The organism is Ralstonia chuxiongensis, from assembly GCF_024158925.1.
Lineage (GTDB): Bacteria > Pseudomonadota > Gammaproteobacteria > Burkholderiales > Burkholderiaceae > Ralstonia > Ralstonia chuxiongensis.
Window position 1 is genome coordinate 807,818 of record NZ_JAMYWC010000003.1, and the last position, 21,021, is coordinate 828,838.

The following is a 21,021-nucleotide window of genomic DNA, read 5'->3' on the forward strand; positions in this document are numbered from 1 at the left end:
ATGAGCAAGACTGCAGAACCCGCGTCCGGTGCCACACCCGAGGCGCGGGCAGCTTGGCTGCGCGCCGAGCTGAACCGCTACGCCCATGAGTATTACGTGCTCGACCAGCCCAGCGTGCCCGACGCTGAATATGACCGGCTCTATCGCGAGCTGGAAGCACTGGAAGCCGAACATCCCGAGGTGAAGACGCCGGACTCGCCCACGCGGCGGGTCGGCGGGGCGGTCCTGCCCGAATTTGCGGCGGTCAGGCATGTCATTCCCATGCTGTCGATCCGCACAGAGACCGACACCACCGCCAACGGCGCGCGCGCGTTCGACGCCAGCGTACGCCGCGAACTGGGCCTTGATGACACCGATCCGCCTGTCGAATATGCCGCCGAGCTGAAGTTCGATGGCCTGGCGATCAACCTGCGCTACGAGGGCGGTTATCTCGTGCAGGCGGCCACACGCGGCGACGGCACCACAGGCGAAGACGTCACGCAGAACATCCGCACGATCCGCCAGATTCCACTGGGGCTGTCGCCTGTTGGCGGCCATGTGCCCGACGTGCTGGAAGTGCGCGGCGAGGTCTACATGCGTCGCGACGATTTCGAAAAGCTCAATGCCCGCCAGCGCGAGCGCGGCGACAAGACCTTCGTCAATCCGCGCAACACAGCAGCCGGTGCCGTCCGCCAGCTCGATCCGAAGATGGCTGCAGAGCGCCCGCTGTCGTTCTTCGCCTATGGCCTGGGCGAGGTCGTCGGCTGGAAGGGCATGCCTGACACGCATTCCGGCATGCTTGACGCATTGCAGGCATTTGGTTTTCCGGTCAGCGCGGAACGCGCTGCGGTGAAGGGCGGAGACGGGCTCGTCGAGTTTCATGAAGCCATCGGCGCCAAGCGCGACAGCTTGCCGTTCGACATCGACGGCGTGGTCTACAAGGTCAATTCGCTCGCGTTGCAGCGCGAACTAGGGTTTCGCACGCGTGAGCCGCGCTGGGCGGTCGCGCACAAATATCCGGCGCAGGAAGCGCTGACCACCGTCGAGTCCATTGGCGTGCAGGTCGGCCGCACGGGCGCCATTACGCCGGTGGCGCGGCTGGTGCCGGTGTTTGTTGGCGGCGTGACGGTCACCAATGCGACGCTGCACAACGAAGACGAAGTCCGCCGCAAGGATGTGCGCGTTGGCGACACCGTGATCGTGCGCCGCGCGGGTGACGTGATCCCCGAGGTGGTGGGTGTGGTGCTCGATCGCCGCCCGATGGATGACGTGCCGGGCAGCGACTTGTTCAATCCGCAGCAGCAGCCGAAGCACCCTCCGTTCGAACTGCCGAAGACGTGCCCGGTGTGCGGCTCGCACGTTGTGCGCGAAGAGGGCGAGGCGGTGGCCCGCTGCTCAGGCGGGCTGTTCTGCTCGGCACAGCGTAAAGAGGCGATCCGCCACTTTGCCGGCCGCCGCATGATGGATATCGAAGGCCTGGGCGAGCGTTACATCGACAACCTGGTCGAGCTGGACTACGTGCACGGCATCGCAGACCTGTACAAACTCAAGCTCGAAGATTTCCTGGAGATGAAGCGCCGCGCCGATGAGCGCGATGGCGCGACACCGGAAACCGTCGCCGCCGGCAAGATCGCCACCAAGTGGGCTGAGAATCTGCTGGAGGGCATTCAGGCCAGCAAGACGCCGCCGCTGGCGCGCTTCCTGTTTGCGCTGGGTATCCGCCACGTGGGCGAGTCGACCGCCAAGACGCTCGCGGACTGGCTCGGCAGTCTGGCCATCATCCGGCGGGCGCCGGCACCGTTGCTGCTGGCGCTGCCCGACGTGGGTGCCACGGTAGCTGAAGCCATCGCCGACTTCTTTGCCGAGCCGAAGAATCAGCAAGCGCTTGATGCGCTGCTGGACGCCGGTGTTGCACCGCAAGGCGAGCACGCGCCAAACGCGAAGCTGCGCGAGAAGCTGGAGCCCGCCGAGCTGTACGCGACGCTTGGCGTGCCCAAGCTGACAGCCACGCGTGCCAAACAATTGGCGGTGGCAGCGCCGACGCTTGCCCGGTTGGCCAGCGTAGAGCCCGATCACTTGGCTGGTCTGCCGGCGGATGTGTCCACATCGCTGCTCGAATGGCTGGCTTCGCACGACCATCGCACGCAATTGGCGAAGCTCGACGCGCTGCGCGACGAGCTGCTTGCCGCCATGCCGGCTGAAGCCGCCGAAGAAGGCGTGCTGGCCGGCAAGACGGTCGTGTTGACCGGCACATTGCCCAACCTCACGCGCGACGAAGCCAAGGCCATGCTGGAAGCGGCAGGCGCCAAGGTATCCGGTTCGGTGTCAAAGAAAACCGACTACGTTGTCGCCGGAGAAGACGCCGGCAGCAAGCTCGCCAAGGCCGAAGAATTGAACGTGAAGGTTCTGGACGAAGCGGGTATGCTCGCGCTGTTAAAAAAACCGGCGGGAGACCAGGCATGATCCGAAACATCCTCAAGATGGGCGACAGCCGTCTGCTGCGCGTCGCCAAGCCGGTCGAGCGTTTCCACACGCCCGAACTGACGGCCCTGATCGAAGACATGTTCGACACGATGGATGCGGCGCGCGGTGCCGGCTTGGCGGCGCCGCAGATCGGCGTGGATCTGCAAGTCGTCATCTTCGGGTTCGATCGCAACGACCGGTATCCGGATGCGCCCGCCGTGCCCAAGACGGTGTTGATCAACCCCACCATCGAGCCGCTGTCGGACGAGATGGAAGACGGTTGGGAGGGCTGCCTTTCGGTGCCGGGCCTGCGTGGCGTTGTGCCGCGCCACACGCGCCTGCGCTACACCGGCTTCGACCAGCACGGTCACGCCATTGACCGCATAGCCGAGGGCTTCCACGCCCGTGTCGTGCAGCACGAATGCGATCACCTGCAGGGCGTGCTGTATCCGATGCGCGTGAAGGATTTCACCCGCTTCGGCTTTACCGAAGTGCTGTTCCCGGAATTGCCCGCCAATTACGACGACTGATCAAGACTGCGGGAGCGTCGCACCTGCGGGGGCGGGTGGACGCATGTTTCATCCACCACGGAGACGATATGAAGCGCGATGGTTTGAGGGGCTGGCGCCGGCTGGCGCTTGGGGTCGCCATGACGGCGATGCTGGGGTTGGCTGCGTGCGCGGGGCCGCAGACGCCGGAAACACCGGCGGCCGCACCGGTTGCCCAGAAGCCTCAGGGTCCGGTCTGGCAACGCGTGCATCTGGGCACGGATGCCGGGGCCTATGATTTCCCCGTCTACGCCAACCATCCGCTCGATGGTGACCTGAGCAGCATCCGCGAAGTCGTATTCGTGCAGCACGGCCTGCAGCGCAACGGCAACGATTACTACACCGCGGGCGCCGATTTGCTTCAGGCCAGCGGCCGCAACCCCGACGAAGTCCTTTTGATTGCCCCGAACTTTCCCGGCACGCCCGATGAGGGCAAGGGTTTCGACGGCATGCCGGTCTGGTCGGTGGATGGCTGGATCGGCGGCTTCAACGCCACCAATGCCCCGTACACCGATCTGAGCTCGCTCAAGGTGCTCGATGACCTGATCGGGTACGTGACTGACCCGGCGCGTGCACCCAACGTCAAGCGCGTCACGGTGGCAGGTCATTCGGGCGGCGGCCAGATCGTGCAGCGCTACGCCGTGCTCAACAACGTGGACGAAGCGATTCGCAAGCGCGGCATCGACCTGCAATACGTGGTCGCCAATCCGTCGTCGTATCTGTATTTCACGCCGGAGCGTCCCCGCGGCAAGGGCTTCGCGCGTTACAGCACCCGCGTCTGCCCGGACTACGATCACTACAAGTACGGCATGGTCGACATGGTCCCGTATGCAGCCGGCAAGACTGGCCGGCAACTCTTCAACCGATATGCGCAGCGCCACGTAACCTACCTGGCTGGCACCAGCGACAACGACCCGAACCACCGCGTGCTCGACAAGCTCTGCGGTGCTGAGGCGGAGGGCCCGACGCGCCTGGATCGCGCACGCAACTACTGGCGCTACGAGCGGCACATGGCGGGGCGCAGGCGAGTCAACCACCAGGCGCACGAAGTGGTTGGCGTGGGCCACGACCAAGCGAAGATGTTCGGCTCGCGCTGCGGGGCGCAAGCGGTGTTTGGCATGCCCGCATCGGCCAACACCACGGGGGCCGCGTGCCAGGCTCCGCGTCTGTAACCTAGACGGCAGAAATAAAAAAACCGGTCAGCGCGCAATGCGTTGACCGGTTTTTTTCTTTGGGGCAGAGGCAGCCTCAGAACTTCTCGAACGGCCCCAGGAAGCGCCACTGGCCGACTGGCAGGTCGCCCAGCACGATGCTGCCCATGCGGATGCGCTTGAGGCCTACCACCTCCAGTCCCACCTGTTCGCACATGCGGCGGATCTGGCGTTTCTTGCCTTCGCGCAGCACAAAACGCAGCTGCTCTTCGTTCTGCCAGCTCACCTTCGCGGGCTTCAGTTCTTCGCCGTCGAGCGACAGGCCAAAGCGCAGCTTCTCCATCAACTCTTCCGGGAAGACCTTGGAGATGTCGCGCTCAACCAGGCCGTTCGGCGAATCCCACACCACGCGCACCAGGTATTCCTTCTCGACCGTCGAATCCTCGCCGATCAGGTGGCGCGCCACGCGACCGTCCTGCGTCAACACCAGCAAGCCGGTGGAGTCGATATCCAGTCGGCCGGCCGGCGCCAACGCCCGGCGTTGCCAAGGCGCGAAGCGCTTGCGGGTGGGATCAGCTTCCCACTGGTTTTCCGGCACGAATAGCGAAACGGCAGGCTGATAGCCGTCTTCTGCCTGGCCCGAGACGTAGCCGACCGGTTTGTGCATCAGCACAGTCACGCGCTCGCCTTGCTCGGAGCGCGCCGACTGATGGATTTCGATGATCGCATCCGGCTTGACGCGCGAACCCAGCTCAGTGACCGGCTTGCCATCCACGAGCACCCAGCCGCGCGGAATCCATTCATCGGCCTCGCGGCGCGAGCACAGACCCAGTTCGGACATGCGCTTGGACAGACGGACCAACCCGCTCGATTCGGTTTCCGGTGCCTGACGGGGTGCCCGCTCTTCAGCATGGCGCGGAGCGCGTTCCTCGCGTTCGGGCCGTTGCGGACGGGCCGGACGATCTTCAAAGCGGCGCGGCGGACGATCGCTGTCAAAACGACGCGGAGGACGTTGATCGCCCTCACGGCGCGGTGCGCGTTGATCGTCGCCATAGCGCTGCGGTGGCCGTTGCTCATCGTCGAATCGGCGTGGCGGGCGTTGGTCGTCACCGTACCGGCGCGGCGGACGCTCATCGTCAAAGCGACGCGGAGGACGTTGGTCACCCTCACGACGGGGCGCGCGTTGATCATCGCCATAGCGTCGCGGGCGTTCGTCATCGAAACGGCGGGGCGGCCGTTGGTCGTCGCCGAACTTGCGCGGCGGGCGTTGCTCGTCGTCGAATCGGCGTGGCGGGCGCTGGTCGTCACCGTAGCGGCGCGGGGGGCGTTGGTCGCCCTCACGACGGGGCGCACGTTGATCGTCGCCATAGCGTCGCGGGCGTTCGTCGTCGAAACGACGGGGCGGCCGTTGATCGTCGCCGAACTTGCGCGGCGGGCGTTGCTCATCGTCGAATCGGCGCGGCGGGCGTTGGTCGTCACCGTAGCGGCGCGGCGGGCGCTCATCGTCAAAGCGTCGTGGAGGACGCTGGTCGCCATCACGACGCGGCGCGCGTTGATCGTCCCCATAGCGGCGCGGGCGTTCTTCATCGAATCGACGGGGCGGGCGCTGATCGTCGTTGAACCGGCGCGGAGGACGTTCATTGTCGAATCGGCGCGGCGGACGTTCGTCGTCGGACCGACGAGGTGGCCGATCTTCGAAGCGTCGCGGAGGACGCTCATCGTCAGCGCGACGGGGCGGGCGCTGGTCGTCGTTGAATCGACGCGGAGGACGTTCGTCATCAAAGCGTCGCGGTGGGCGATCGCCTTGTACGCGGCGCGGCTTGGCGTCGCGCGTCTGGCCGTCGTCGTCGCGGCGCGGAGGGCGTGCGGGGCGCGGCGGCTTACCGGCACCTTCTTCCGGCTTGGGGCGGCGCTGCGACGGGCGCAGCGGCTGGCGCTCGCGGTTCAGGTCAGACGAGCGCAGCGGCTTGCCCGAGGAACGTACGGCATTGCCTTCGTCGTCGCGGCGCACGCCGAGCGTGGCGCGTTTGCCCGGGCGGGTCGCGCGCTGAGTCGGGTCGCTGGCGCCGCGCTTGTCGTCGCCGCCGGGGAAATCATCGGAATCGGTAGTCATGAATCTAGACCGGTAAGGCTGGCGCTCAGATGGCGAGCGCATCAAGCAGCTCGCTTTCAAGCTCGAGCTGCAGTTTGTTGTCCTGGGTCAGGCGGGTGCCGTCGACCAGGAAGATGTCTTCCACGCGCTCGCCGAGCGTGTTGATGCGCGCGGTGTGCACCGACACGCGACGGTGCGCGAGCACGCGGGCAATCGCGTAGAGCAGACCGGTGCGGTCTGTCGCAGAAATGGAGAGCAGGTAATACTGGCCGCGCTCGTCCGCGCGCAGGTCGACGCGAGGCTTGATCGGGAAGCTGCGCGACTGGCGCGAGATGCGCCCACGCGGCGGCTCGGGCAGGGCGGTTTCGCGCGAGATCTGTTCAGCCAGTTCGTGTTCGACCAGCGTGATGATGTCGCGGTAATGCCCGGGCTCCACCAAGCCGCTGCTGGGGTCGGCCACCTGGAAGGTGTCGAGCGCATAGCCGTGTTTGGTGGTGTGGATCTTGGCGTCCAGAATCGTCAGGCTCTTGCGCTCGAAGTAGCCGCAGATGCGCGCGAAAAGATCGGGCCGATCCGGCGAGTACACCGCCACCTGCAAGCCGACGCCCGCCGGGGAAATGCGCGCACGCACGATGGGGATCGTGGTGTCGACGCGGTTGTAGAAGTGCCGCGTGAACCAGGCGATGTCGCGCGCGTCGTGGCGCAGGAACACGCCCACGTCGAGCTGTTTCCACAGTGCCTCGTGCGCGGTGTCGTCCAGCGCGGCCAAGCGCAGCAGGGCGCGCGCTTCTTCCTTGCGGCCTTCGAGCACGGCGTGCGGGTCCGTGGTGGCACCGCCGAGCACGCGCAGCGTCATGCGATACAGGTCTTCCAGCAGCTTGCCCTTCCAGGCGTTCCACACCTTCGGGCTGGTGCCACGGATGTCGGCAACGGTCAGCAGATACAGCGCGGTCAACCGACGCTCGGTGCCGACCAAGTCGGCGAAATGACGGATGACTTCCGGATCGCCCAGGTCCTGCTTCTGAGCGACCTGGCTCATGGTCAGGTGGTGTTCGACGAGCCAGACGACCAGGTCGGCGTCTTCCTTGGCGATGCCGTGTTCCTTGCAGAAGCGCCGCGCGTCGGACATGCCGAGCACGGAGTGGTCGCCGCCGCGTCCCTTCGCAATGTCATGGAACAGCGCGGCCACGGTCAGCACCCACGGCTTGTCGAAGTTCGCCATCAACTGGCTGCAGAACGGAAACTCGTGCGTGTGCTCGACGATGGCGAAGCGGCGGATGTTGCGCACCACCATCAGGATGTGCTGATCGACCGTGTAGACGTGAAACAGGTCGTGCTGCATCTGCCCGACGATGCGGCGGAAGTTGACCAGGTAGCGGCCGAGCACGCTGGTCTGGTTCATCAGGCGCAGGGCGTGTGTGATGCCCTGCGGCTGCTGCAGGATCGACAGGAACAGCGCGCGATTGGCCGGATCCTTGCGCCATTTGGCATCCATCAATGTCCGCGCGTTGTAGAGCGCGCGCATCGTGCTGGCTGCCAATCCCTTGATGCCTCGCGTCTGCTCGTATAGCAGGAACGTTTCGAGAATGGCGGTCGGCTCGCGCTGGTAGAGATCGGCGTCGGCAATTTCGAGCATGCCTTGCCGTTCGACAAAGCGGTCGTTGATCTTGCGCGTGATACCCAACTCGCTAGGGAACAGCTTCGCCTCGATGTTCTGCAGCACCACGGTATTGAGCTGCGTGACAGCCTTGGCGACCCAGTAATAGCGGCGCATGAGCTGTTCGCTAGCGCGCTTGGCGGTGGTTGGGCGGTAGCCGAACGACTCGGCCAGTTGCGTCTGCAGGTCGAACACCAAGACGTCCTGCCGACGCCCGGCCAGCAGGTGCAGGCGCGCCCGCACGGTTTTGAGCAGACGTTCATTGCTGGTCAACTCCTGCGCTTCACGGCGCGTGAGCAGGCCGTTGGCAAGCAGCTCATTCCAGCTCGAACCGAAACCGGCCGCGCGCGTCATCCACAGAATCACCTGCAGATCACGCAGGCCGCCAGGGCTTTCCTTGCAGTTCGGTTCAAGCGAGTAGGGCGTGTCCTGGTACTTGGCATGCCGCTGGCGCATTTCCAGCAGTTTCGACTGGAAGAAATCTGCCGCGTCGAGGTGGCCTTGATAGTGCGTCTCAAACGTCCGGTACAGGCCTTCGTCGCCGGTCAGCAGACGCGCTTCCAGCAACGACGTGCGTACCGTGACGTCTTGTGCGGCTTCATTGATGCATTCGTCGACCGTGCGCACCGACGAGCCGATGTCTAGCCCCATGTCCCAACAACGGCCGATGAAGGCCTCCAGCCGGGCCTCCAATGCTTTATCTGCGGTGCCCGGCAGCAACAGGAGGATGTCCACATCAGAATGTGGAAACAGCTCGCCGCGCCCGTAGCCGCCCACGGCAATCAGCGCGCAGGTGGCGGGCATCTGCTCTTCCTGCCAGAGCCGCACCAGCGCACGGTCCACCGCGCGCGCCAGCTTGGTCACGAGTTGTTGAACGTTGGCGTGCTGATCGAACTGCGCGAACAGGTGAGCGCGCTCAGCTTTCAGGGCGTCGCGCGGATGGGCTTCTTCGGCAGGGGCAGCAGCAGCGGAGGGCATGAGCGGAGCGTGAATGAAACAGCGACCGGAACGAGCCGGTCGCTGCAAGTGTTGAGCCGGTGCGAGGCGAGATCAGCGCGACGGTGCTGCCGCTGACGGTGCGGCTCGCCCGCGAGGATCAGGCCGTAGCCGGCGCGCCTTCGTGTACGAATTCCGGTGCCGGCGGCGTCAATGCCGACACGGTCAGCACTTCGTGGCCGGTTTCCGTCACCAGAAGCGTATGTTCCCACTGCGCCGACAGGCTGCGATCGCGTGTCTTGACGGTCCACTGGTCGGGCATCGTCCGGATATCGCGCTTGCCCGCGTTGATCATCGGTTCGATCGTGAAGATCATGCCTGCCTTCAGTTCCATCCCGGTGCCGGGGCGGCCGTAGTGCAGGATCTGCGGATCTTCGTGGAATTTCTTGCCGATGCCGTGGCCGCAATATTCGCGCACCACGCTATAGCCGGCGGCTTCAGCATGTTGCTGGATCACGTGGCCAATGTCGCCCAGGCGGGCGCCGGGACGCACCGCGGCGATGCCCTTCCACATGCATTCGAACGTCACCTGCGTCAGGCGCTTGGCCAGGATCGATCCTTCGCCCACGACGAAAGTACGGCTGGTGTCGCCGTAATAGCCTTCCTTGGTGATGACGGTGATATCCAGGTTGACGATGTCACCGCTCTTGAGCACCTTGTCGCCCGGAATGCCGTGGCAAATCACATCGTTGACGGACGTGCAGATCGATGCCGGGAAGGGCGGATAGCCCGGTGGGGCGTAGTTCAGCGGCGCCGGCACCGTGCCTTGCACGTCACGCATGTAGGCGTGGCAGAGCTCGTCCAGCTTGCCCGTGGTCACGCCGGGCGTTACGAACGGGGTGATGTAATCCAGAACTTCGGACGCAAGCCGGCATGCTACGCGCATTTGCGCAATGTCTTCGGCGGTGTGAATGGTAACGGCCATGCTGTGACTCTTTCTGCACGCAGGCGCGCGAGGCGCCGCGTCGTGGCTAAAGCGTGAATTATCGCACCAAAGCGCCCCGGCCGGGGTTTTCGGGCGCTGGGCGCCAGCCTCGGCCTGTTTGCTGCGAATGCTCGGAGGGTCTTGAGTCGATTGGGTTTTTGCCGCTATAATTGCTGGCTAAGCAGTTGCTGGTCGTGTGGCCGGTGACGCTTGAAATCGCGAGCCGCTTCACCGCGGGTGTCCGTCGTAACGCATGCAACGGATGTCTGAGGCGGCTTCAGACCTAACCCGATTGGAGAATTTCATGTCCGTGACCATGCGCGAAATGCTGGAAGCCGGTGTCCACTTTGGCCACCAGACCCGCTTCTGGAACCCCAAGATGGCCCCCTTCATCTTCGGCCATCGCAACAAGATTCACATCATCAACCTGGAAAAGACGCTGCCGATGTACCAGGACGCACTGAAGTACGTGCGCCAGCTGGCAGCCAACCGGGGCACCATTCTGTTCGTCGGCACGAAGCGTCAATCGCGCGAGATCCTGGCTGAAGAAGCGGCTCGCGCAGGTATGCCGTTCGTCGACAGCCGCTGGCTCGGCGGCATGCTGACCAACTTCAAGACGGTCAAGACCTCGATCAAGCGCCTGAAGGACATGGAAGTCGCCAAGGAAGCCGGCGCGACCGAAACCATGAGCAAGAAGGAAGCGCTGATGTTCGAGCGCGAAATGGACAAGCTGGTGAAGTCCATTGGCGGCATCAAGGACATGGGCGGCATTCCGGACGCCATCTTCGTGGTGGACGTTGGCTACCACAAGATTGCCGTGACCGAAGCGGCCAAGCTGGGTATTCCGGTGATCGGCGTGGTTGACACGAACCACTCGCCGGAAGGCATCGACTACGTCATCCCGGGTAACGACGACTCGAGCAAGGCTGTTGCACTGTACGTGCGCGGCGTGGCCGACGCGATCCTGGAAGGCCGCGCCAACGCGGTGCAGGAAGTGGTTGAAGCCGCTCGCGGTGGCGACGACTTCGTCGAAGTCCAAGAAGGCTAAAGACAAGAAGGCGTGCGCCCGCGGCTTGATTGCGCGGGACGCGTGCCAGGCCGCACCTGGTGCAACGCATCGGGGCCGATGGCCAGACAGGGGCGCGTAACAAACGCCCCTTTTTTTTGAAATTTGTCATGCGGATGTCCCACGCGCGTCGTATTTCGTGGGGCGGCCGGATGGAAACCGGACGACAGGCCGGCGCGAGGCGAAGAATCCGCTTGCGACCGGACGACGATCTGAAACAAGGAGCATGAGAATGGCGGCAATTACCGCAAGCATGGTTGCAGAGCTGCGCGCGAAGACCGACGCGCCGATGATGGAATGCAAGAAGGCCCTGACCGAAGCCGAAGGCAACCTGGAAAAGGCCGAAGAGATCCTGCGCGTGAAGTTGGGCAACAAGGCCGGCAAGGCTTCGAGCCGCGTCACCGCTGAAGGCGTGGTTGCAGCTTTCGTCGAGGGCACCACGGGCGCCCTGGTCGAAGTGAACTGCGAAACCGACTTCGTCTCGAAGAACGACGATTTCCTGGCCTTCACGAACGATGTTGCCAAGCTGATCGCTCAGAAGAACCCGGCTGACGTGGCTGCTCTGTCGGCGCTGTCGATCGGCGACGAAACGGTTGAAGCCGTGCGTACCCGCCTGATCGGCAAGATCGGCGAGAACATGACGATCCGCCGCTTCCAGCGTTTCGAAGGTACCCAGCTGACTTCGTATCTGCACGGCACCCGCATTGGCGTGATGGTGGCATTCGAGGGCAACGAAGTGGCGGCCAAGGACGCTGCAATGCAGGCTGCCGCCATGAAGCCGGTGTCGCTGTCAGCTGACGACGTGCCGGCCGAGCTGGTCGCCAAGGAGCGCAGCGTTGCTGAGCAGAAGGCTGCGGAATCGGGCAAGCCGGCCGAAATCGTTGCCAAGATGGTGGAAGGCAGCGTGCAGAAGTACCTGAAGGAAGTCTCGCTGCTGAACCAGCCGTTCGTGAAGAACGACAAGCAAACCGTTGAGCAGATGCTCAAGGCCGCCAACACGACCGTGAAGGCGTTCACGCTGTACGTGGTGGGCGAGGGCATCGAGAAGAAGCAAGACGACTTCGCTGCTGAAGTGGCTGCCCAGGTGGCCGCTGCCAAGCAACAGGCGTAATGCTGCGACGGCCGTTTCCGATGGTGCGGCGATTCGCCCTCCGGCGCAGGCCGGAAGGTGTCGTTTCCACCCTTGGCGCAGCCTTATAATGCCGAACAAACAGGGCACCGAAAGGTGCCCTGTTTGCAGGTGCAGCCTGCTTGCGCGGACATCGTTAGGAGGATTTTCTGACGGCTTCCGCGCAAGAAGGTTGCGGGATGTGCGAAGTCCCCGCTTTGCACGTCGTTGTCATATCCGCAGCGTCATTTCCCTTTTCCTGTTTCCCGTACCAGGAATCGTCACGAGGATCTCCATGCCTGCCTATAAGCGCGTTCTACTCAAACTTTCCGGCGAAGCCCTGATGGGCGACGATGCCTTTGGCATCAACCGCAGCACCATCGAAGGGATGGTCAACGATATCGCCGAAATCGTGAGGCTGGGCGTGCAGGTGGCAGTGGTAATCGGCGGCGGTAACATCTTCCGCGGTGTCGCGGGCGGCGCCGCCGGCATGGACCGGGCCACGGCCGACTATATGGGCATGCTGGCCACCATGATGAACGCCCTGGCCCTGCAAGACGCCATGCGTCATGCCAACCTCGAAGGCCGTGTGCAATCGGCGCTGCGCCTGGACCAAGTGGTCGAGCCGTATATCCGTCCGCGCGCGATTCGCCAGTTGGAAGAAGGGAAGATCGTGATTTTCGCCGCCGGCACCGGCAACCCGTTCTTCACCACCGACACCGCCGCTGCACTGCGCGGCTCGGAAATCGGTGCGGAGATCGTCCTCAAGGCCACCAAGGTGGACGGCGTGTACACCGCCGATCCGAAGAAGGACCCGAGCGCCACCCGCTACACCACCATCACCTTCGACGAAGCCATCTCGCGCAATCTGCAGGTGATGGATGCGACCGCCTTTGCGCTGTGCCGCGATCAGAAGCTGCCGATCAAGGTGTTCTCGATTCAGAAGCCGGGCGCGCTCAAGCGCGTGATCCTGGGTGAAGACGAAGGCACGCTGGTGCACGTCTAAAGGCAGCGGCAAGCCTGGTTGCAGGCACCTTTTTTACCGTTCGCTGACCCTGCGTAAATGGCGTTGGCGAGCGGCTTCCATGTAAAATCGCCTATTGTCTTTTTGGTCTTGCCGGTGCCCTGTGTCGTTTTCCGGGGCGCAAGTTGGCAGACTGCCGTTATCGTTCGGAGGAAGTATGAGCGTCGCCGATGTCAAAAAGAATGCCGAGCAGAAGATGCAGAAGTCGATCGAGGCTCTCAAGGCGGATCTGGCCAAGATCCGCACTGGCCGTGCCCACACCGGTCTGCTCGATCACGTGCAAGTCGATTACTACGGCTCGATGGTGCCAATCAGCCAGGTTGCCAACGTGACCCTGGTGGATGCACGCACGATCGGCGTGCAGCCATGGGAAAAGAAAATGGTGCAGGCCGTCGAAAAGGCCATCCGTGAAGCGGACCTCGGCCTGAACCCCGCCACCATGGGCGACATCATTCGCGTGCCGACTCCCGCACTGACCGAAGAGCGCCGCAAGGAACTGACCAAGGTTGTGAAGGGCGAGGGCGAAGATGCCAAGGTCGCCGTGCGCAACCTGCGTCGCGATGCCAACGAACAGCTCAAGAAGCTGGTGAAGGACAAGGCCATCTCGGAAGACGACGAGCGCCGCGGCGGAGACGACGTTCAAAAGTTGACCGACAAGTTCGTCGCCGAGATCGACAAGCTGGTCGCCGAGAAAGACAAGGAAATCATGACGGTGTAAGGCCGTCTCCCGCCGCCGGCGCATTGGGCGCATGCGGTGGGAAGCCCGATTCATGCATATCAGTTCGACACTGGCGGTGCCCGACACCGCCGATACGCCGCGTCACGTTGCCGTCATTATGGACGGTAACGGCCGCTGGGCCACCGAACGGCATCTGCCGCGTGTGGCCGGACATAGCCGCGGCCTCGACGCCGTCCGAGCAACCGTTGAAGCTGCTGCTCGCCGTGGCGTCGGTTACCTGACGCTGTTTGCCTTCAGCTCCGAAAACTGGCGTCGTCCTGCCGAGGAAGTCACCTTCCTCATGAAGCTGTTCATGACGGCCCTGCGCCGCGAAGTGAGCAAGCTCCATGACAACGGCATCCGCCTGCGCGTGGTGGGCGATCTATCCGCGTTCAGCCCGCGCATCCAGCTTTTGATTCGCGAAGCTGAGGCCAAGACGGCTGCCAACCCCGGTCTGACTGTCACGATTCTCGCCAACTACGGTGGGCGCTGGGACATCCTGCAAGCCATGCGCGCCTTGTTGGCGGCGCAGCCCGGCATTGCACCCGACGCCATCACGGAAGAGATGCTTGCTCCGTACATGGCGCTGTCTTACGCGCCGGAGCCGGATCTGTTTATCCGCACAGGCGGCGAGCAGCGCATCAGCAACTTTCTGTTGTGGCAGCTTGCCTATTCCGAGCTGTACTTCACCGATCGCTACTGGCCCGACTTCGATGCCGCAGAACTCGATCGCGCCTTTGCGTGGTATCGCAACCGCGAGCGCCGCTTTGGCCGCACCAGCGCGCAGCTCGAGCCCGATGTTCCCCCCGCGCTATCCGCCGGAGCCTGACACATGCTGCTGACTCGCGTCATTACCGCTGTCTGCTTGCTGATTGTCATCCTGCCCATTCTGTTTTTCGCGCCGCCCGCCGGCCTGGCCGGGCTCGTGACGGTGTTTGCAGCCTTCGCCGCGTGGGAGTGGGGGCGTCTCGTGCGCCTGCCGAGCTGGTGGGGGCCGATTCTCTATGCGGTCGTTGTCGTCATGCTGACGATCGCCTGGCACGACATTCCCGTTCGCGGTGATGTGCGGCCGCTATTCCATGGCGCGGTAATCGCGTGGGTGATCGCCTGGGGGCTGTTGGCGGGCGGTGTGCGCGAATTGCATGGCACGCGCCGCGTCGTGTTCACGCTATTGGGCTTGGTGATGCTGCCGGCGTTCGTGCATGGCGCCATTGAATTGCGCACGCACGGCATCGCGTTTTTGCTTTCGGTGGCGTTGCTCGTGTGGGCTGCCGATGTGGGCGCCTATTTTGTCGGCAAGGCCATTGGTCGCCGCAAGCTTGCTCCGACTATCAGCCCCGGAAAATCCTGGGAAGGTGCAATCGGTGGTGCCGTGCTGGTTGCGGTGATTGCCACCGTGGCCGGCGTCACGCATTGGTTTGCCCCGACGTGGTTCTCCCACGAGTTCGACCAGCGCGGCGCGGTCGCCGCCCTGGCGCTGACCATCTTGCTGGTAGCCGCGAGCGTCGGTGGTGATTTGTTTGAATCCCTGCTCAAGCGTCAGGTCGGGATGAAAGACAGCAGCCGCCTGTTGCCCGGCCATGGCGGTGTGCTCGATCGCATCGACGCGCTGCTGCCAGTGTTTCCGCTGGCTGCATTGCTGATTTCCTGAGGCGTCTGAACATGATGCGTTTGACCGTTCTTGGCGCCACCGGCTCCATTGGCGACAGCACGCTCGACGTGGTGCGCCGTCATCCCGACAAATACAGTGTTTTTGCGCTGACTGCCAACGCACAGACTGACAAGCTCGCGGTGCTCTGCCGTGAGTTTCGCCCGAAGATGGCTGTGCTGGGTTCGGTAGCTGCGGCAGATGCCTTGCGTGATCAGCTAGGCGCAGATGCTGTCGGCATCGAAATCCGTTCCGGCACTGAGGCGTTGGAAGAGGCGGCCGCGCACCCCGACTGCGATGCTGTGATGGCGGCCATCGTTGGCGCGGCAGGTTTGCGCCCGACGCTTGCCGCCGTGCACGCCGGCAAGCGCGTGCTGCTTGCCAACAAGGAGGCGTTGGTGATGTCCGGCGCGCTCTTCATGGACGCCGTGCGTCAGCATGGCGCCACCGTTCTCCCGATCGACAGCGAGCACAACGCCATCTTCCAATGCTTGCCGCAGCAAGTTCCGCAGTTCGCGCGTGGCGTGTCGCGCATCGTGCTGACGGCATCCGGTGGTCCGTTCCGCACGCGCGCGGTGGATTCTCTTGCGGATGTCACGCCAGACCAGGCTTGCGCGCATCCGAACTGGGTGATGGGGCGCAAGATCTCCGTCGACTCCGCCACCATGATGAATAAGGGGCTGGAGGTGATCGAGGCGCACTGGCTGTTCGGCGTTCCGGTCGAGCATCTCGAAGTCCTGATCCACCCACAGAGTGTCATCCATTCGATGGTCGGCTACGACGATGGCTCGGTGCTGGCGCAGCTAGGCAATCCGGACATGCGCACGCCGATTGCCTACGGCTTGGCATATCCCGAACGCATCGAAGCCGGCGTTCCGCTGCTCGATCTCGTTACGACGGGCGCGCTCACGTTCGAGGCGCCGGACCTGCGTCGCTTCCCGTGTTTGGCGCTGGCTTTTGACGCATTGCGCGCCGGTGGTACGGCGCCTGCTGCACTGAACGCAGCCAACGAGGTGGCTGTTGAAGCATTCTTGCAGCGCCGCATCCGATTCACCGAGATTGCCGCCGTGGTGGACGATACGCTCGCCCGCACTTCCATCGTGCCCGCCGACTCGCTCGACACCGTTTTTGCGGCCGACGCCCAAGCACGTCAGCAGGCCGAGCGCTATATCGCGACCGTATGCGCGCAACTGCCGGCCGCCTGAAAGCGTGCTGTCAGAGCAAGCGGGTAACATAGCGGCTTCGCGCGGGACCAGCCCGCGCGTGCCCTTCAGTGCATCCGGAGAAGGTTTTGCAGACCGTTTTAGCGTTTGTCTTTGCGATCGCGGTACTGATCGTCATTCACGAACTGGGCCACTACAGCGTCGCGCGTCTGTGCGGCGTGAAAGTGCTCCGGTTTTCCGTTGGTTTCGGCAAAGTGCTGTTCCGCCGTGTGGGTCGCGGCCCTGACCGTACTGAATGGACGATCTGCGCCATTCCGCTGGGCGGCTACGTCAAGATGCTGGGCGAGGGATCGCGAGACCCCGAGAAAGACCCGCCCATCCTCCCCGAAGATCTGCCGCGTACCTTCGATCATCAGCCAGTCTACAAGCGATTCGCCATCGTGGCTGCTGGCCCGATCGCCAATTTCTTGCTCGCGATTGCGCTCTATGCAGTGCTGGCATGGGTGGGCGCAATCGAACCGTTGCCTATCCTTGGTGCTCCTCCGCCGGGCAGCATTGCCGCCCAGGCCGACCTGCGTGCCAAGGACCGCGTGATCGCCATCGGTGCGGACGATGAAACACCTGCGCCCGTGCGCAGTTGGAGCGATGTCCGCATGCGCTTGTATTCGGCCGGTATCGCAGGGCGTGACGCGCTTGTACAAGTGCGCGGCGCCGATGGTGTCGAGCGCACCGTTCGCCTGCATGGTTTGCCGAGCGCCGCCCGTACGCCGCAGGCCGACGTCATTGACCAGATTGGTTTGCGCCTGCTGGGCGGCCCCGTCACCATCGTCGACGTACTGCCCGCCAGTGCCGCGGCACGCGCTGGGTTGCGGGCCGGCGATCAGATCGTTCGCTTCGCGGGTCAGCCCGCCGATCAGGCGATGGACCTCATCCGCCAGATCCGCGCCATGCCCGAGCAGAATGCGTCGATCGATATTCTGCGCAACGATCAGCCCATGACGTTGCCCGTTCGCCCAGATGCAGACGCCGATCCCAAGAACCCCACGGGCCCGAAGATCGGCAAGCTCGGCGCGCAGCTCAACCAGAAGGTGGAAACGGCGATGATCCGGGATGAGCCGGTCGCCGCCCTGGGTCATGCCGTGGGCGAGGTCTGGCGGACTTCGGCGCTGTCGCTGCAGGTCCTCGGCAAGATGATCGTCGGTCAGGCATCGCTGCAGAACCTGAGCGGACCGATCACGGTGGCTGACTTTGCGGGCAAGGCGGCAAGCCTTGGCTGGCAGACGTTTGTGAGCTTTCTCGCGTTGATCAGTGTCAGTCTCGGCGTACTGAACTTATTGCCCGTTCCGGTATTGGATGGGGGGCATTTGCTGTATTATTGCGTGGAATTTTTGACTGGCCGACCCGTGCCGGAATCCTGGCAAGCAGTCCTTCAGAAGATCGGCGTCGCCTGCATCCTGCTTCTCACTTCGCTCGCCCTGTACAACGATTTGAGTCGGTTGTTTCTGACTCGTGGCTAGACCGTATTCAAACTGAGTCGGTCAGCCCCTTCGTTGCCACCGGCGTGAGCGGGCAACTCAGGGTTTTGAAAACACTCAGAAGTGGATTCCGATTGAATCCAACTAGGGGATTAGATTGATCAGACAACATCGCTTCCCGCTCAGCGTGCTGGCGGCTTCCGTGCTGACCGTTACTGCCGGTCAGGCTCATGCAGTGGAGCCGTTCGTCGTCAAGGACATTCGCGTGGAGGGGGTGCAGCGCGTCGAGCCGGGCACCGTGTTCGGCTATCTGCCCGTGAAGGTGGGTGAGACCTTCACCGACGAGAAGGGCGCCGAGTCGATTCGCGCGCTCTACAACACCGGCTTCTTCAAGGACGTTCAGATCCGCTCCGAAGGCAATGTGCTGGTGGTGCGCGTGGAAGAGCGTCCGGCGATCTCGCAGCTCGAGTTCATCGGCTTCAAGGAGTTCGACAAGGAAGCGCTGCGCCGTACGTTGCGCGGCGTGGGCGTGGCTGAGGCCCGCTACTACGACAAGTCGCTCATCGACCGCGCCGAGCAGGAAATCAAGCGCCAATATGTTTCGCGCGGCTACTACGCGGCCGAGGTGACGACCACCGTTACGCCGGTCGATGCCAACCGTGTGTCGATTACGTTCACGGTGGACGAAGGCCCGACCGCCAAGATTCGCCAGATCAATATCGTCGGCAACAAGGCCTTCAAGGAAGGTGACCTGCGCGACGAAATGCAACTGTCCACGCCGAACTGGCTGTCGTGGTACACCAAGAACGATCTGTACTCCAAGCAGAAGCTCACGGCTGACCTGGAAGCGCTGCGCTCGTTCTATCTGGATCGCGGCTACCTGGAATTCGCTATCGAGTCGACCCAGGTGTCGATCACGCCCGACAAGAAGGACATCTACCTGACGCTGAACATCCACGAGGGTGAGCAGTACAAGGTATCGGACATCAAGCTGACCGGCGAACTGCTGGGCAAGCAGGCCGAGATGGAGAAGCTCATCAAGCTCAAGCAGGGCGATGTCTTCTCTTCGGCCAAGCTGTCGTCGACCACCAAGTCGATTACCGATCTGCTCGGCACGTACGGTTACGCTTTCGCCACCATCAACCCGCAGCCGCAGATCAACCAGAAGGACCGCACGGTTGCGCTCACGCTGGTGGTCGATCCGGGTCGCCGCGTGTATGTGCGTCGCGTGAACGTTGTCGGCAACAGCAAGACCCGCGACGAAGTCGTGCGCCGCGAAATGCGCCAGATGGAAGCCTCGTGGTTCGATGGCGAGAAGCTGCAGCTTTCGCAGAATCGCGTGAACCGTACGGGTTACTTCACCGATGCGAATATCACGACGGAAGACGTGCCGGGTACCACCGACCAGGTCGATGTGAACGTCAACGTGACCGAAAAGCCGACCGGCCAGATCAACCTGGGCGTGGGCTTCTCTTCGACCGACAAGCTGGTGCTGTCGGCGGGTATCCGTCAGGACAACGTGTTTGGCTCCGGCACGAGCCTCGGCCTGGATGTGAATACATCCAAGTCGAACCGCACCATTGCAGTGACGCAGTTCGATCCGTACTTCACGGTGGATGGCATCAGCCGTTCGACCGAGCTGTACTACCGCACGTACCGCCCGCTGTACTACACGGGTGACCAGGACTACCGCGTTGTGCAACAAGGTGGCAACGTCAAGTTTGGCGTGCCGTTCTCGGAAACCGATACCGTCTTCTTCGGCATCGGCTACGAGCGGACGACCATCGACGTGACGACCAACACGCCGCTGGCCTACCAGCACTACGTCGCAAAGAACGGCCGTATCACCAACAACTTCCCGATCACCATTGGCTGGTCGAAGGATCAGCGTGACAGTGCGCTGGTGCCGACGCGTGGCCGCTATCAGCAGGCCAACCTGGAGTTTGGTATCCCGGGCGGCGATCTGCAGTACTTCCGTGCGTATTATCAGCACCAGTATTTCTACCCGCTGTCGAAGTCGTTCACGATGGCGTTCAACAACGAAATCGGGTACGGCCACGGTTACGGCGGCAAGGACTTCCCGGTCTTCAAGAACTACTACGCAGGCGGTATCGGTTCGGTGCGTGGTTACGAAACCAGCACGTTGGGCCCGCGCGACGCCAACGGCGTGGCCATCGGTGGCGCCAGCAAGTTCGTCGGCAATGTGGAGTTCATTTTCCCGCTGCCGGGTTCGGGCGTGGACCGCACCGTTCGCCTGTTCACCTTCTTTGACTACGGTAACGTGTTCGCCGAAGGTCAGCCGTACAAGCTGGGCGACATGCGCTACTCGACTGGTTTCGGTCTGTCGTGGCTGTCACCGATCGGCCCGCTCAAGATCAGCATGGGCTTCCCGATCAAACGCAAGACCCAAGATCAAACGCAACGCTTCCAGTTCCAGATCGGGACTGCATTCTAATGACTGCATTCATCATGAAATCCACGCGCATCACCTTGTCCCGCATGGGCGTGTCCGCTGCTTTCGCCGCACTTGCCGCAGCCAGCTTTGCGCTGCCGGCCACGGCGCAGGAAGCGCGCATCGCTGCTGTCAATTCCGAGCGCATCTTGCGCGACTCCCAGCCTGCCAAGGCCGCACAGGCCAAGCTGGAAACCGAGTTCGCCAAGCGCGACCGCGAGCTGCAGGACATGGCTGCCAAGCTCAAGGGCATGTCCGACAAGCTGGACAAGGAGTCGGCTGTGCTGGCCGATTCCGATCGCACCCGCCGTCAGCGTGAACTGTCGGACCTGGATCGTGACTTCCAGCGCAAGCAGCGCGAATTCCGTGAGGACCTGAACCAGCGCCGCAATGAAGAGCTGGCTCAGGTGCTCGAGCGCGCCAACCGCGTGATCCGCTCGATTGCAGAGCAGCGCAAGTATGACCTGATCGTGCAGGAAGCCGTGTACGTGAACCCGCGCATCGACATCACGGACGAAGTGCTCAAGGCGCTGAATTCGCAATCGGCCAAATGAGG

16 protein-coding genes are annotated in these 21,021 nt (G+C 63.3%); 13 read left to right on the plus strand and 3 right to left on the minus strand.

Going from position 1 to position 21,021, the window contains the following annotated elements; genetic code table 11:
- The 3 genes from ligA (at position 1) to NKG59_RS13100 (ending at position 4,162) form a co-directional block, all read left to right on the plus strand.
- Positions 1-2,442 carry an NAD-dependent DNA ligase LigA gene (gene ligA / locus NKG59_RS13090; RefSeq protein ID WP_253537367.1) on the plus strand — a complete coding sequence of 814 codons (2,442 nt, stop codon included), beginning with the start codon at positions 1-3 and terminating at the stop codon, positions 2,440-2,442.
- Positions 2,439-2,972: a peptide deformylase gene (gene def, locus NKG59_RS13095; protein WP_045204116.1), complete on the plus strand. Its 534-nt coding sequence runs from the start codon at positions 2,439-2,441 to the stop codon at positions 2,970-2,972. The genes ligA and def overlap by 4 nt, the downstream gene beginning before the upstream one ends.
- Positions 2,973-3,040: 68 nt before the next feature.
- Positions 3,041-4,162, plus strand: coding sequence for an alpha/beta fold hydrolase (locus tag NKG59_RS13100; RefSeq protein WP_253537369.1), 1,122 nt, complete (start codon positions 3,041-3,043; stop codon positions 4,160-4,162).
- A 76-nt stretch (positions 4,163-4,238) separates the two neighbouring features.
- Here NKG59_RS13100 and NKG59_RS13105 read toward each other — a convergent pair whose 3' ends face one another.
- The 3 genes from NKG59_RS13105 to map all read right to left on the minus strand — a co-directional run bounded on the left by NKG59_RS13105 (position 4,239) and on the right by map (position 9,811).
- On the minus strand, positions 4,239-6,296 hold the full coding sequence (locus NKG59_RS13105; protein WP_253537372.1) for a pseudouridine synthase: 2,058 nt from the start codon (positions 6,294-6,296) through the stop codon (positions 4,239-4,241).
- Complete coding sequence (locus tag NKG59_RS13110; RefSeq protein ID WP_253537375.1) at positions 6,280-8,868, minus strand: [protein-PII] uridylyltransferase; 2,589 nt, start codon at positions 8,866-8,868, stop codon at positions 6,280-6,282. Before NKG59_RS13110 ends, NKG59_RS13105 begins: the two co-directional genes overlap by 17 nt.
- Before the next feature lie 118 nt (positions 8,869-8,986).
- Positions 8,987-9,811 carry a type I methionyl aminopeptidase gene (map, locus tag NKG59_RS13115; protein WP_045204112.1) on the minus strand — a complete coding sequence of 275 codons (825 nt, stop codon included), beginning with the start codon at positions 9,809-9,811 and terminating at the stop codon, positions 8,987-8,989.
- A gap of 304 nt (positions 9,812-10,115) precedes the next feature.
- Between map and rpsB the strand changes: the two genes are divergently transcribed.
- From rpsB to NKG59_RS13165, 10 genes are all read left to right on the plus strand, one after another.
- On the plus strand, positions 10,116-10,859 hold the full coding sequence (gene rpsB, locus NKG59_RS13120) for a 30S ribosomal protein S2 (RefSeq protein ID WP_004626667.1): 744 nt from the start codon (positions 10,116-10,118) through the stop codon (positions 10,857-10,859).
- A 250-nt stretch (positions 10,860-11,109) separates the two neighbouring features.
- Complete coding sequence (tsf, locus tag NKG59_RS13125) at positions 11,110-11,988, plus strand: translation elongation factor Ts (RefSeq protein WP_024975795.1); 879 nt, start codon at positions 11,110-11,112, stop codon at positions 11,986-11,988.
- 292 nt (positions 11,989-12,280) lie between these two features.
- Positions 12,281-12,991: a UMP kinase gene (gene pyrH / locus NKG59_RS13130; RefSeq protein WP_048932292.1), complete on the plus strand. Its 711-nt coding sequence runs from the start codon at positions 12,281-12,283 to the stop codon at positions 12,989-12,991.
- A 175-nt stretch (positions 12,992-13,166) separates the two neighbouring features.
- Complete coding sequence (gene frr, locus NKG59_RS13135; RefSeq protein WP_027677472.1) at positions 13,167-13,727, plus strand: ribosome recycling factor; 561 nt, start codon at positions 13,167-13,169, stop codon at positions 13,725-13,727.
- A gap of 52 nt (positions 13,728-13,779) precedes the next feature.
- Complete coding sequence (gene uppS / locus NKG59_RS13140) at positions 13,780-14,556, plus strand: polyprenyl diphosphate synthase (protein ID WP_012761898.1); 777 nt, start codon at positions 13,780-13,782, stop codon at positions 14,554-14,556.
- 3 nt (positions 14,557-14,559) lie between these two features.
- On the plus strand, positions 14,560-15,378 hold the full coding sequence (locus NKG59_RS13145; RefSeq protein ID WP_253537378.1) for a phosphatidate cytidylyltransferase: 819 nt from the start codon (positions 14,560-14,562) through the stop codon (positions 15,376-15,378).
- Between the two features lie 11 nt (positions 15,379-15,389).
- Complete coding sequence (gene ispC / locus NKG59_RS13150; protein ID WP_253537381.1) at positions 15,390-16,580, plus strand: 1-deoxy-D-xylulose-5-phosphate reductoisomerase; 1,191 nt, start codon at positions 15,390-15,392, stop codon at positions 16,578-16,580.
- 86 nt (positions 16,581-16,666) lie between these two features.
- Positions 16,667-18,055 carry an RIP metalloprotease RseP gene (gene rseP / locus NKG59_RS13155; RefSeq protein WP_253537505.1) on the plus strand — a complete coding sequence of 463 codons (1,389 nt, stop codon included), beginning with the start codon at positions 16,667-16,669 and terminating at the stop codon, positions 18,053-18,055.
- Positions 18,056-18,170: 115 nt separating this feature from the next.
- The gene (bamA, locus tag NKG59_RS13160) at positions 18,171-20,468 is read left to right on the plus strand and encodes an outer membrane protein assembly factor BamA (RefSeq protein WP_253537383.1); all 2,298 of its coding nucleotides are present in this window, start codon (positions 18,171-18,173) and stop codon (positions 20,466-20,468) included.
- Complete coding sequence (locus NKG59_RS13165) at positions 20,468-21,019, plus strand: OmpH/Skp family outer membrane protein (protein WP_024975788.1); 552 nt, start codon at positions 20,468-20,470, stop codon at positions 21,017-21,019. Before bamA ends, NKG59_RS13165 begins: the two co-directional genes overlap by 1 nt.
- Positions 21,020-21,021 lie beyond the last annotated feature (2 nt).

Coding starts and splice junctions, on each gene's coding strand:
- ligA (WP_253537367.1), top strand. CDS start 1: ATGAGCAAGACTGCAGAACCCGCGTCCGGTGCCACACCCGAGGCGCGG.
- def (WP_045204116.1), top strand. CDS start 2,439: ATGATCCGAAACATCCTCAAGATGGGCGACAGCCGTCTGCTGCGCGTC.
- NKG59_RS13100 (WP_253537369.1), top strand. CDS start 3,041: ATGAAGCGCGATGGTTTGAGGGGCTGGCGCCGGCTGGCGCTTGGGGTC.
- NKG59_RS13105 (WP_253537372.1), bottom strand. CDS start 6,296: ATGCGCTCGCCATCTGAGCGCCAGCCTTACCGGTCTAGATTCATGACT.
- NKG59_RS13110 (WP_253537375.1), bottom strand. CDS start 8,868: ATGCCCTCCGCTGCTGCTGCCCCTGCCGAAGAAGCCCATCCGCGCGAC.
- map (WP_045204112.1), bottom strand. CDS start 9,811: ATGGCCGTTACCATTCACACCGCCGAAGACATTGCGCAAATGCGCGTA.
- rpsB (WP_004626667.1), top strand. CDS start 10,116: ATGTCCGTGACCATGCGCGAAATGCTGGAAGCCGGTGTCCACTTTGGC.
- tsf (WP_024975795.1), top strand. CDS start 11,110: ATGGCGGCAATTACCGCAAGCATGGTTGCAGAGCTGCGCGCGAAGACC.
- pyrH (WP_048932292.1), top strand. CDS start 12,281: ATGCCTGCCTATAAGCGCGTTCTACTCAAACTTTCCGGCGAAGCCCTG.
- frr (WP_027677472.1), top strand. CDS start 13,167: ATGAGCGTCGCCGATGTCAAAAAGAATGCCGAGCAGAAGATGCAGAAG.
- uppS (WP_012761898.1), top strand. CDS start 13,780: ATGCATATCAGTTCGACACTGGCGGTGCCCGACACCGCCGATACGCCG.
- NKG59_RS13145 (WP_253537378.1), top strand. CDS start 14,560: ATGCTGCTGACTCGCGTCATTACCGCTGTCTGCTTGCTGATTGTCATC.
- ispC (WP_253537381.1), top strand. CDS start 15,390: ATGATGCGTTTGACCGTTCTTGGCGCCACCGGCTCCATTGGCGACAGC.
- NKG59_RS13165 (WP_024975788.1), top strand. CDS start 20,468: ATGACTGCATTCATCATGAAATCCACGCGCATCACCTTGTCCCGCATG.